Origin of the sequence: Exiguobacterium sp. PFWT01 (assembly GCF_018255795.1) — a bacterium.
Taxonomy (GTDB): Bacteria; Bacillota; Bacilli; order Exiguobacteriales; family Exiguobacteriaceae; genus Exiguobacterium.
In genome coordinates this window covers 90001-102413 of sequence record NZ_CP073755.1, presented here as the reverse complement: position 1 = coordinate 102413, position 12413 = coordinate 90001, and the positions used below count along the sequence as shown (strand labels likewise).

Below are 12413 nucleotides of genomic sequence, written 5' to 3'. Positions count from 1 at the left end.
AGGTGCACTTCTTCGGGGGACACATCTAGAACTCCCAGCCTAGGTTCTAGTCTCTGCAACGTGTCGTACCGCTTACTTTCCTCATCGATGCCTTTATTACGCTAATAAAGTTGTGAGACGCTTCAACACACGCTCTTTTCCGATTAACGAAATGGCGTTCGGGAGTTCCGGTCCATGTGTTTGCCCTGTCGTAGCGACACGGATTGGCATGAACAAGTTCTTCCCTTTTTGACCGGTCGCTTTTTGCGTCGCTTTCGTCGCCGCTTTAATCGCTTCCGGTGTGAAGTCTTCGATTGCTTCGAGCTGCTGTTTGAACTCTGCAAGAACAGCAGGTACCGTTTCACCTGAAAGGACAGCGTTCGCTTCCTCGTCATACTCGATTTCATCTTTGAAGAACAAGTCTGTCAACGCGACGATTTCTGCTCCGTGCGTCATTTGTTCTTTATACAATGCAATCAAGTTTGTCGCCCAATCCGCTTCCTCAACAGATACCGCCTCGGGTAATCGTCCTGCTTCTTGTAAGAATGGTAAACTGAGTGCCACCACTTCGTCAAGCGTGGCCTTCTTCATGTATACACTGTTGATCCAAGAAAGTTTTTGTTGGTCAAAAACTGCCGGACTCTTCGACAAACGTTTCGCATCAAACATTTCAATGAACTCTTCTTTTGAGAAGATTTCTTCCTCCCCGACCGGTGACCAGCCAAGGAGCGAAATGAAGTTAAAGAGCGCTGCTGGCAAGTAACCAAGATCCGCATATTGTTCGATGAACTGAATAATCGATTCGTCCCGTTTTGATAACTTCTTATGTTGGTCATTGTAGATGAGCGTCATGTGACCGAATTCAGGATAGTCCCAACCAAGTGCGTCATAGACCATCATCTGTTTTGGTGTGTTCGCGATATGGTCGTCCCCACGCAACACGTGACTGATCTTCATCAAATGGTCGTCCACGACAACTGCGAAGTTGTACGTTGGAATGCCGTCCTGTTTCACGATGACCCAGTCACCGAAATCTTTCGATTCAAACGAGACGTCTCCTTTGACGACATCTGTCCATTTATACGTCACGCCTTCCGGCACACGAATCCGAATAGACGGTTTACGCCCTTCCGCTTCAAACGCTTCACGTTCTTCAACAGTGAGGTTACGGTGCGCACCCGAGTAACGTGGTGCCTCCCCACGTGCGATTTGTGCTTCACGCTCTGCTTCAAGCTCCTCCGAGGTCATGTAGCATTTATAAGCAAGGCCTTTGCTCATCAACTCATTGACGTATTTCTCATAAATCGCAAGACGCTCCATTTGGTAATACGGACCGTAGTCTCCGTCACGCCCTGGACCTTCATCCCAGTCGATGCCGAGCCATTCCAAATATTTCATCTGACTCTCGACACCGTTCAACACATTCCGTTTCTGGTCAGTGTCTTCAATCCGAAGAATCATTTTTCCGCCAGCATGGCGAGCAAATAAGTAGTTAAACAACGCCGTCCGCGCATTTCCGATATGGAGATGCCCCGTCGGACTAGGCGCATAGCGTACACGCACTTCACTCATAATAGTTCCACCTTTCTTCTCTTCTGCCCAAATAGTATACCATTTCTGTCAAGCCCGGTTGAGTAAGATGACCGCTTGCGCCGCAATCCCTTCTTCGCGTCCCGTGAAGCCCAGTTTCTCCGTCGTCGTCGCTTTCACGTTCACCTGCTCGATGTCCGCCTCAAGAAGTTCAGCGATGACCGCGCGCATCTCATCAATGTAAGGACGAAGTTTCGGACGTTGAGCCATGACCGTCGCATCTACATTTCCGAGAACGTAGCCTTGGTCTTTCACGAGCTGCCAGACGTGACGGAGCAATACTTTCGAATCCGCATCTTTAAATTCCGGGTCCGTATCCGGGAAGTGCTTTCCGATATCACCTGCCGCAATTGCTCCAAGTGCCGCATCAGCAATGGTATGGAGTAACACGTCCGCATCAGAATGACCGAGCAGTCCGCGCTCATGTGGAATCTCAATCCCTCCTAAGATTAACGGACGTCCTTCTGCAAATGCGTGTACATCAAAGCCTTGACCAATTCTCATTGTAATTCCTCCTTCGCTAAAATCGCGTCGCCAAACAATAAATCTTCGGGCGTCGTCATTTTGATGTTGTGATAGTCCCCAAGGACCACTTGTACCGATTCGCCGAGCCACTCAAACAAACTGGCATCATCCGTTCCCATCACCTGTTGTTCGACCGCTCGTTCATGTGCCGCCAAAATCGCTTTTGCCTGAAAGGCTTGCGGCGTTTGTGCCAACCATAAGTTTTCACGGGGAACGGTGCGTTCGATGTGATGACGTTGAACTTGTTTGACCGTATCTTTAACGGGTACCGCCAAGATGGCACCACCTTGCAGTGCCGCTTCAGCCACTTGATGCAACTGTTCACGTTTTACAAACGGACGCGCACCGTCATGAATCATCACAATCGTATCGGGTGCAACAACCTTCAGTCCTGCATGGACACTCTGTTGTCGTTCTTCCCCTCCTGCTACGTATGTAACCGGCGTCTTCATCTGTGACGTCATCGCCTCGAACCAGTCACGTTCTTCTGGCCGGATGGCTAACACCATTCGTTCGCACCACGGATCGGTATCGAACGCCTGTAACGTCCAAGCAATAATCGGTTTGTCACGGAGCGTCAGCATGAGCTTATTCGCATCCGCACCCATCCGCTTCCCTCTCCCGGCAGCCGGGATGACAACTGTATAAGCTACCATGTTAATACCTCTCTTCGTGAAAAAAGAGAGCGCTCTCGCGTCTCTTTTTGATCCGTTATTCTGGACGGGCAAAAATCATACGGCCTGCAGACGTTTGTAAGACACTCGTCACAACGACAGGAAGCGTCTTCGAAATCAATTTACGTCCGCCCTCCACGACAACCATTGTCCCATCCTCAAGATAAGCAACCCCTTGATTCTGCTCTTTTCCTTCTTTAATAACTGTCACGACCATCTCTTCACCAGGAATGACAATCTGTTTGACGGCGTTCGCCAAATCATTGATGTTCAAGACCGGTACATTTCGTACCTCACACACTTTATTTAAGTTGTAGTCATTCGTAACAACAATCCCGTTTTTCAGTTCAGCTAGTTTAATCAATTTGATGTCGACTTCCGGTACGTCTTCGAAGTCTCCATCATAGATTTCAACCTGGATGCGCTTGTTCTCTTGTAGTTCCTTCAAGATGTCCAGTCCACGACGTCCACGATTCCGCTTCAACGTATCCGAGGAGTCGGCGATGTATTGCAGTTCGCCGATGACGAACTGGGGCACAATCAATGTTCCTTCCACGAATCCAGTCGTCGCAATATCCGCGATTCGGCCATCGATGATGACGCTCGTGTCTAAAATCTTATCATTAGAGCGTTGGACCGGTTCAGCCGCAGGCTTTTCGCGTTCGCTCTTCACAAATAGTTTGATCCATTCGTTACGCTTCCGATAGCCGACCGCGAAACCAAAGTAACCAAACAGGGCCGTGACAAAAATCGGGACGATTTTACTCAGTAAGAAAATATTCGTGACTTCAAGCGATACACTAATCAAAAAGGCAATCAAGAGCCCGATGATGAGACCGATCGAACCGAATAAGATATCCCCTACCGGTAAACGGACGAGCCGTTCTTCGACAAAACGAATAAATGCAACAACACCATCTGTTAAGAATAAACTAAGAATGAAGAAGATAAGTCCACCAATCAAACTTGCTACGTATGGAATCGTTAACCACTCCGGCACATTCATGCCAAGGTCTGCTAATAAAAGCGTCGCTTCGATGATTCCGAACCAACCCACGACGAGTCCAATCAAAATAAATCCGATTCGTACAGCAATCTTCACTCATTCCACCTCCTTCTATATGAAATAAAATTTCAAAAAATAACACTTTCATTGTAACACGATTTTTTCAATCACGTTCGTTACAAAGCGTTAAAAACTGCCAGTGGCGACCCGTTAGAACGGAATCGCCAACTGGAGTGCTTCGTCCACTGTTCCGACCCCGACGACTTCAATCCCTGCCGGAGCGGTCCATCCCCCCATGTTATTTTTCGGGATGATGGCACGTGTAAAACCTAGTTTTGCCGCCTCGGCGACACGTTGCTCGATTCGGGAAACCCTTCGCACTTCTCCGGTCAATCCGACCTCACCGATGCAGACATCCGTCGGACGGGTCGGACGATCCCGGAAACTCGAGGCAATCGAGATACAAATCGCAAGGTCGATCGCCGGTTCGTCCAGTTTGACGCCACCGGCTGCTTTCAAATACGCATCCTGCGTCTGAAGCAAGAGGCCGGAACGTTTTTCGAGCACGGCCATGAGCAGCGCGACTCGGTTTTGATCGATGCCCGTGGCCATACGTCTCGGGTTCCCGAACGATGTCGGAGAGATGAGTGCTTGGAGTTCCACGAGTACCGTCCGCGTACCTTCCATCGAGGCAACGACGGTCGAACCCGATACGCCCGCAGTGCGTTCCTCCAAGAATATTTCGGACGGATTGAGCACTTCCTCTAGTCCGCTCTCTTTCATCTCGAAAATGCCAATCTCGTTCGTCGACCCAAAACGGTTTTTTACCGCCCGTAAAATACGGAACGTATGATGACGCTCCCCTTCAAAATAAAGTACCGCATCGACCATATGTTCAAGTAAGCGCGGGCCGGCAATCGACCCTTGCTTCGTCACGTGACCGACGATGAAGACGGCAATCCCTCGCGTTTTCGCAATTTTCATGAGGGCGGCCGTACATTCTCGAACTTGTGACACGCTTCCTGGCGCTGATTGAATCTCATCCATATATACCGTTTGAATCGAGTCAATGATGACAAATCCAGGTTGCTCCTCATCAATAACCCGTTCGATCATCAACATGTCCGTCTCAGCGAGTACGAACAAGTCATCCGTCGGTAAGCCAAGCCGTTCCGCACGCAGTTTCGTCTGTTTGAGCGATTCCTCTCCCGAGATGTACAGCACCTTTTTACCACTATGGGCTAAGTGAGCGCTGACCTGTAGCAGTATCGTCGATTTCCCAATCCCTGGGTCCCCTCCGACTAAGACGAGTGAACCTGGGACAATCCCTCCACCGAGCACGCGGTCAAATTCACGGCTATTCGTATGCACACGCGTCTCTTCTTGTGAGACGACGTTTGCTAAGCGTTCCGGTTTCAATTGTCGCGATGAACTATGCACAAAGGCCGCTCCACGTTTGGCTTTCTTCTCTTCTACAAACTCTTCGACGAGCGTATTCCATTCATTACAACCCGGACAACGCCCCATCCACTTGGCTGATTCATATCCGCACGATTGGCAGACGTATTTCGTTTTAATTTTGGCCATAAGTTCCCTTCCTGTCTAAAAAAAGCTCCCTCTAAACGACGAGGGAGCTGAATGTTTTACTGAACTACACCTTCGTTACGAACGACGAACTCTCCATCTTGTACGTCGAGCGCAACTTTACTGCCTCTAGCGATTGTGCCGCCGAGCATTGCTTCTGAGAGGCGGTCCTCCACTTCCCGTTGAAGGGCACGACGGAGAGGACGAGCCCCGTATTCCGGATCGTAGCCGACATCGGCAATTTTATCGAGTGCCGCATCCGTCAAGCTGAAATCAACACCTTGTTCGGCGAGACGTTTCTTGAGTGTCTCTGCCATAAGTTTGATGATTTCTTGAATGTGCTCTTTTTGAAGTGAATGGAATACCGTGATTTCATCAATCCGGTTCAAGAACTCAGGTCGGAACGCTTTCTTCAATTCCTCGAGTACTTTGTCCTTCATTTCTGTATACTCACGCTTCACATCATCTTCCACTGTGAATCCTACATATTTGTTTCGTTGAAGCGCTGCGGCTCCGACGTTAGACGTCATGATGATGACAGTGTTTCGGAAGTCGACGGTGCGACCTTTCGAATCCGTCAAGCGACCGTCGTCTAACACTTGAAGCAAGATGTTGAATACTTCTGGGTGCGCTTTTTCGATTTCATCGAGTAGGATAACCGAGTACGGTTTCCGACGCACTTTTTCAGTCAATTGACCGCCTTCTTCGTAACCAACATAACCAGGAGGCGAACCGACGAGACGGCTCGTCGCATGTTTCTCCATGTACTCGGACATGTCGATTCGGATGATGGCATCTTCATCGCCAAACATCGCTTCGGCAACTGCACGGGCGAGCTCTGTTTTCCCGACTCCGGTCGGTCCGAGGAAGATGAATGACCCGATTGGACGTTTCGGATCTTTCAATCCGGCCCGGGCGCGACGGATGGCGCGGGAAATGGATTTCACCGCATCGTCTTGACCGATGACCCGGTTGTGAAGAATCGATTCGAGTTTAAGGAGACGGTCTGTCTCTTCTTCGGCAATCTTCGTGACCGGTACACCTGTCCAGTTCGCAACAACTTGAGCGATATCTTCTTTCGTCACTTCAAGTTTTTCGTTCCCTTGCTTGTTCTGCCATTCTGCTTTCAACTCTTCTAACTCATCGCGTAACTTCTGTTCCGTATCGCGAAGGGAAGCTGCTTTTTCAAACTCTTGGCTTTGAACGGCAGAGTCTTTCTCTTTACGAATCGATTCGAGACGGGATTCCAACTCTTTCAAATTCGGTGGTGCCGTGAATGAGCGAAGTCGTACTTTTGATGCCGCCTCGTCGACGAGGTCGATCGCCTTATCCGGCAAGAAACGATCTGAGATGTAACGGTCTGAAAGGACGACCGCCTCGTGAATCGCCGTATCTGTAATCGTCACACGGTGGTGTGCTTCATAGCGATCGCGTAACCCGAGTAGGATTTGTTCAGCTTCTTCTGTCGTCGGTTCGTTCACTTGAATCGGTTGGAAGCGGCGCTCAAGCGCTGCATCTTTTTCGATGTACTTCCGGTATTCATCAAGTGTAGTCGCCCCGATACATTGAAGTTCACCGCGAGCCAATGACGGCTTGAGGATGTTCGACGCATCGATTGCACCTTCTGCACCGCCCGCACCAATCAATGTGTGCAACTCGTCGATGAAGAGAATAACGTTCCCTGCCTGACGAATTTCGTCCATTACTTTTTTCAAGCGATCTTCGAACTCACCACGATATTTTGTACCTGCGACGAGTGTACCCATGTCGAGTACCATGACGCGTTTGTTGCGAAGCGTTTCAGGTACCTCGTTGTTGATGATTTGCTGAGCGAGACCTTCGACGACCGCTGTTTTCCCGACCCCTGGTTCCCCAATTAGAACCGGGTTGTTCTTCGTCCGACGCGACAATACTTCGATGACACGTTGAATTTCGCCTGCACGCCCGATGACCGGATCCAAACGAGACTCGCGTGCTTGTTGTGTCAAATCGCGTGCCAATCCGTCAAGCGTTGGGGTTGCGGCGCTCGCCCCAGGTTGCGAAGCATTTGAAGATGACTCCGTGTTCCCGAGAAGTTGCAACACTTGTTGGCGTGCTTTCGTCAAACTGATTCCAAGGTTATTGAGGACGCGTGCCGCGACCCCTTCTCCTTCACGAATCAATCCTAGAAGGATGTGTTCCGTTCCGACGTAAGAGTGTCCCAATTTCCGAGCCTCATCCATCGAGAGCTCAATGACCTTTTTCGCACGCGGTGTGTAATGAATCGTCGACCCGTTCTCCGAACCGCGACCAATCAATGATTCTACTTCTTGTTGGATTTTTTCAGAGGTCAATCCGAGGGCGAAGAGCGCTTTTGCCGCGATTCCTTCTCCTTCACGAACCAATCCTAATAAAATATGTTCTGTACCAATATTATGATGGCCAAGACGTACGGCTTCCTCTTGTGCTAAAGCTAATACGCGTTGTGCTCGTTCTGTAAATCGTCCAAACATCATTGACATAACCTCCTTATAGTTGGATCAAACTAAGCCTTGATCTAACGTCCGACGAACAAGTGTCGCTCGTTCTCGATCCCGTTCTTGCGTAGATAATGTTTTCCCGAAATGTTTTTGTAGAAAACCTGATTGTAACCGAACGATGAGTTCATGGAACTTCGGCGGACTCCAATCAGACAAAATCCCTAAGTCACTCGCTAAATGTAAATCAGATAGTCGCTCAATGGCTTCCGTAGAAGAAAGAAGTTTGGCATATCGTAAAATACCATATGACCGATAAAACCGATCCTCTAACTCTTCTTGTCGATGTGCGATGAGCTCTTCACGCGCATGACGTTCTGCTTGAATCACTTGTTCTGTCACTTCCATAAAGTCAGCTAACAGCTGTGATTCATGACTGCCCAATGTCCGCTGATTTGACAGCTGGAACAACCGTCCTGCCGCATCGCTGCCTTCTCCATAACGACCTCGAATCGTATAGCCGAGTTTTCGAAGTTCTCGCAAAATGGGGCTGATTCGACCCGTTAACGTGAGTCCCGGTAAGTGTAACATGACCGAGGCCCGGAGTCCGGTTCCGATATTGCTTGGGCATGTCGTCAAGTAGCCTAACTGTTCGTCAAAGGCGTAGGAGAGTGATTCTGCGCACAATGCGTCTACTTGATTCGCTAATTCAAACGCCTCTTTCACTTGATAACCTGGGAGTAAGGTCTGAATTCGTAAATGATCTTCTTCGTTAATCAACACACTGATGGTTTCATCTTCACTTAAAAAGACTGCACTTTCTTCGTTTGCCGCAACGGCCGGACTAATTAAGTGTTTTTCCATCAACGCCTGCCGGGTGACCTCATCATAGTCACGCATATGAAGATATTCAAATCCTTTTAACCCACGTAACCGCCCTTCGAGACGATCACAAAGTTGACGTTCTCCTTCTTTAGAGAGGACCGGCGAAAACACAGTGTCTTTGACGTTACGTGCCAGTCGGATTCTTGTAGAGACGACCAGGTCATCCAATTTGGCACGCTCTTTCATTTTTGGACCAAGTGGATGTGTTAGGAACGTTTCCATTAGACATCACCTTGCCCTTCTAATTGCTTCATTTCTTTTTGAATACGTGCTGCTCGTTCATAATCTTCTTGTTCGACAGCGCGGGTCAACTCCCCTGCCAACTTTTCGAGTCGCTCTTCGATTCGTTCATGCGGTGTACGTAACTGGTCAGGGACCGAACCGATGTGATGATCATGTCCTTGTTGATATTGACGTGTGATTTTAATCAGTTCATCACGAAATACGGTATAACACGTAGCACATCCTGCTTTTCGTACACGTAATAAATCTTGGCGCGTCATCTGACAGGTCGGGCAACGCTTTACGACCGGGACATAGCCCGTCATAAGTTCTACCGTACATTGTCGACATAGCCGTTTTTTTACGGGCACGTCCTGTTCCATGACAACGACTTCATTGACAGCCGGTCGCTGTTTACAACGTTCGCATAGCATACGACTTACCCTCCATTACGATAACGAAGTACTTTCATCAGCGCGAGTAGTTGTTGACGTCGAATATAGGAGCGATCGTCAACTTGTAAGTTCAATGCTTCATCTGATAAGAGATGATAAATCAACTGCGCCTCTTGTTCGTGCATCATCTGTTCTTCAACCAATCGAATCAGCACATTTTCAACGAGCTGTTCGTTCAAACGTGGATGTTCATGAATGACATCCATCAAACTAGAGAGAACATCTTGTTTTTCGTGTAAAATGACGCGTCGAATACGAATATATCCGCCACCGCCACGTTTACTTTCTACTAAATATCCTTTTTCGACGGTAAAACGTGTGTTGATGACGTAATTGATTTGGGATGGGACACATTCGAATCGTTGTGCGATATCTTGACGTTTGATTTCAATCGCATTTGCCTGACTTTCCTTCAAGACTTGCTTCAAATACTGTTCGATGACATCCGAAATATTTCTCATCTCCACCACCCTCTGACCATCTTTGACTTTTGACTATATTTTATCATTGATTTAAAAAAAGGCAAACGAAAAGCGATGTCTCTCGTTCGAGAGCATCGCTAAAACAAAAAAACGACCGAGCGTATGCTCGGTCGTCCTCTGCGTTGTTGCCTGGCAACGTCCTATCCTCACAGGGGGAGATCCCCCAACTACTTTCGGCGCTGAGACGCTTAACTTCCGTGTTCGGCATGGGAACGGGTGTGGCCGTCTCGCTATCGCCACCAGACTTTACAGGGCTTGTTCCCTGAAAACTGAGGATTCATCAACACAAACCATAGACTAGATCAAAGCCTCGACCGATTAGTATCATTCAGCTCCACGTGTCGCCACGCTTCCACCCATGACCTATCTACCTCATCGTCTCTGAGGGGTCTTTCTTGATTGCTCAAAGGGAAATCTCATCTCGGAGGGGGCTTCATGCTTAGATGCTTTCAGCACTTATCCCGTCCGCACGTAGCTACCCAGCGGTGCTCCTGGCGGAACAACTGGTACACCAGCGGTGCGTCCATCCCGGTCCTCTCGTACTAAGGACAGCTCTCCTCAAATTTCCTGCGCCCACGACGGATAGGGACCGAACTGTCTCACGACGTTCTGAACCCAGCTCGCGTACCGCTTTAATGGGCGAACAGCCCAACCCTTGGGACCTACTCCAGCCCCAGGATGCGATGAGCCGACATCGAGGTGCCAAACCTCCCCGTCGATGTGGACTCTTGGGGGAGATCAGCCTGTTATCCCCAGGGTAGCTTTTATCCGTTGAGCGATGGCCCTTCCATGCGGAACCACCGGATCACTAAGCCCGACTTTCGTCCCTGCTCGACTTGTAGGTCTCGCAGTCAAGCTCCCTTCTGCCTTTGCACTCTTCGAATGATTTCCAACCATTCTGAGGGAACCTTTGGGCGCCTCCGTTACTGTTTAGGAGGCGACCGCCCCAGTCAAACTACCCGCCTGACACGGTCCTCCAGCCGGATCACGGCTGCGAGTTAGAGACTCTATACGCAAAGGGTGGTATCCCAAGGGTGTCTCCACCGAAGCTGGCGCTCCGGCTTCACAAACTCCCACCTATCCTGTACATCGCGTACAAAGCCTCAATATCAGGCTGTAGTAAAGCTCCATGGGGTCTTTCCGTCCTGTCGCGGGTAACCTGCATCTTCACAGGTACTATGATTTCACCGGGTCTCTCGTTGAGACAGTGCCCAAATCGTTACGCCTTTCGTGCGGGTCGGAACTTACCCGACAAGGAATTTCGCTACCTTAGGACCGTTATAGTTACGGCCGCCGTTTACTGGGGCTTCGGTTCAGTGCTTCTCTTGCGATGACACATCCCCTTAACCTTCCAGCACCGGGCAGGCGTCAGCCCCTATACTTCATCTTGCGATTTAGCAGAGACCTGTGTTTTTGCTAAACAGTCGTTTGGGCCTATTCACTGCGGCTTATGTTTCCATAAGCGTCCCTTCTCCCGAAGTTACGGGACCATTTTGCCGAGTTCCTTAACGAGAGTTATCCCGCGCGTCTTAGAATTCTCATCTCGCCTACCTGTGTCGGTTTGCGGTACTGGCGCCGACCTCCTCACTAGAGGCTTTTCTTGGCAGCGTGAAATCCGGTGCTTCGCCCTACGGGCTCCACGTCACAGCTCAACCTTGTATGCCGGGCGGATTTGCCAACCCGACGGCCTCGCTGCTTGTCCGTGCACTTCCAGTCGCACGGTCACCTTATCCTTCTGCGTCCCCCCATCGTTCAAACGGTGGTACGGCGGTACAGGAATATCGACCTGTTGTCCATCGCCTACGCCTTTCGGCCTCGGCTTAGGTCCAGACTAACCCTGAGCGGACGAGCCTTCCTCAGGAAACCTTAGGCTTTCGACGGAGGGGATTCTCACCCCTCTTTTCGCTACTCACACCGGCATTCTCACTTCCAAGCGCTCCACGGCTCCTCACGATACCGCTTCACTGCTGCTTGGAACGCTCTCCTACCATCCCTTACGGGATCCATAGCTTCGGTGGTATGTTTAGCCCCGTTACATTTTCGGCGCGGCGCCACTCGACTAGTGAGCTATTACGCACTCTTTGAATGGTGGCTGCTTCTAAGCCAACATCCTAGTTGTCTGTGCAGCGCCACATCCTTTTCCACTTAACATACACTTGGGGACCTTAGCTGATGGTCTGGGCTGTTTCCCTCTCGACTACGGATCTTATCACTCGCAGTCTGACTCCCGAGTACAAGTTGCTGGCATTCGGAGTTTGACTGAATTCGGTAACCCTGTGGGGGCCCCTAGTCCAATCAGTGCTCTACCTCCAGAACTCTTCACCTCGAGGCTAGCCCTAAAGCTATTTCGGAGAGAACCAGCTATCTCCAGGTTCGATTGGCATTTCACCGCTACCCACACCTCATCCCCGCACTTTTCAACGTGCGTGGGTTCGGACCTCCAGTCAGTGTTACCTGACCTTCATCCTGGACATGGGTAGATCACCTGGTTTCGGGTCTACGACGACGGACTGATGCGCCCTGTTCAGACTCGCTTTCGCTGCGGCTCCGCCTCA

General features: G+C 49.8%; 9 protein-coding genes, 2 rRNA genes and 1 other annotated feature (2 of these 12 only partly in view). All 11 genes read right to left on the bottom strand.

Going from position 1 to position 12413, the window contains the following annotated elements:
* Positions 1 to 97 (bottom strand) — a binding site (T-box leader) (it extends 111 nt beyond the left edge of the window).
* Entirely contained in the window at positions 97 to 1554 is a 1458-nt protein-coding gene (gene gltX, locus KD909_RS00520) for a glutamate--tRNA ligase (protein ID WP_193343265.1), read from the bottom strand. Its footprint overlaps the feature before it by 1 nt.
* Positions 1555 to 1599: 45 nt before the next feature.
* Positions 1600 to 2073: a 2-C-methyl-D-erythritol 2,4-cyclodiphosphate synthase gene (ispF, locus tag KD909_RS00515; protein WP_012727701.1), complete on the bottom strand. Its 474-nt coding sequence runs from the start codon at positions 2071 to 2073 to the stop codon at positions 1600 to 1602.
* Positions 2070 to 2750 carry a 2-C-methyl-D-erythritol 4-phosphate cytidylyltransferase gene (ispD, locus tag KD909_RS00510; protein ID WP_012727702.1) on the bottom strand — a complete coding sequence of 227 codons (681 nt, stop codon included), beginning with the start codon at positions 2748 to 2750 and terminating at the stop codon, positions 2070 to 2072. Before ispD ends, ispF begins: the two co-directional genes overlap by 4 nt.
* Before the next feature lie 55 nt (positions 2751 to 2805).
* Positions 2806 to 3870 (bottom strand): PIN/TRAM domain-containing protein, encoded by a 1065-nt coding sequence (locus KD909_RS00505; protein ID WP_012727703.1) that lies wholly within the window; start codon positions 3868 to 3870, stop codon positions 2806 to 2808.
* A 114-nt stretch (positions 3871 to 3984) separates the two neighbouring features.
* Positions 3985 to 5361 (bottom strand): DNA repair protein RadA, encoded by a 1377-nt coding sequence (gene radA / locus KD909_RS00500; protein ID WP_012727704.1) that lies wholly within the window; start codon positions 5359 to 5361, stop codon positions 3985 to 3987.
* A 56-nt stretch (positions 5362 to 5417) separates the two neighbouring features.
* Positions 5418 to 7853: an ATP-dependent Clp protease ATP-binding subunit gene (locus KD909_RS00495; protein ID WP_012727705.1), complete on the bottom strand. Its 2436-nt coding sequence runs from the start codon at positions 7851 to 7853 to the stop codon at positions 5418 to 5420.
* Between the two features lie 24 nt (positions 7854 to 7877).
* Positions 7878 to 8921 carry a protein arginine kinase gene (locus KD909_RS00490; protein WP_012727706.1) on the bottom strand — a complete coding sequence of 348 codons (1044 nt, stop codon included), beginning with the start codon at positions 8919 to 8921 and terminating at the stop codon, positions 7878 to 7880.
* The gene (locus tag KD909_RS00485; protein WP_012727707.1) at positions 8921 to 9355 is read right to left on the bottom strand and encodes a UvrB/UvrC motif-containing protein; all 435 of its coding nucleotides are present in this window, start codon (positions 9353 to 9355) and stop codon (positions 8921 to 8923) included. The genes KD909_RS00490 and KD909_RS00485 overlap by 1 nt, the downstream gene beginning before the upstream one ends.
* Before the next feature lie 5 nt (positions 9356 to 9360).
* Positions 9361 to 9837: a CtsR family transcriptional regulator gene (locus KD909_RS00480; RefSeq protein ID WP_012727708.1), complete on the bottom strand. Its 477-nt coding sequence runs from the start codon at positions 9835 to 9837 to the stop codon at positions 9361 to 9363.
* Between the two features lie 148 nt (positions 9838 to 9985).
* Positions 9986 to 10102 (bottom strand): 5S ribosomal RNA (gene rrf, locus KD909_RS00475).
* Positions 10103 to 10156: 54 nt separating this feature from the next.
* A 23S ribosomal RNA gene (locus KD909_RS00470) occupies positions 10157 to 12413 on the bottom strand; it runs 657 nt beyond the window's last position.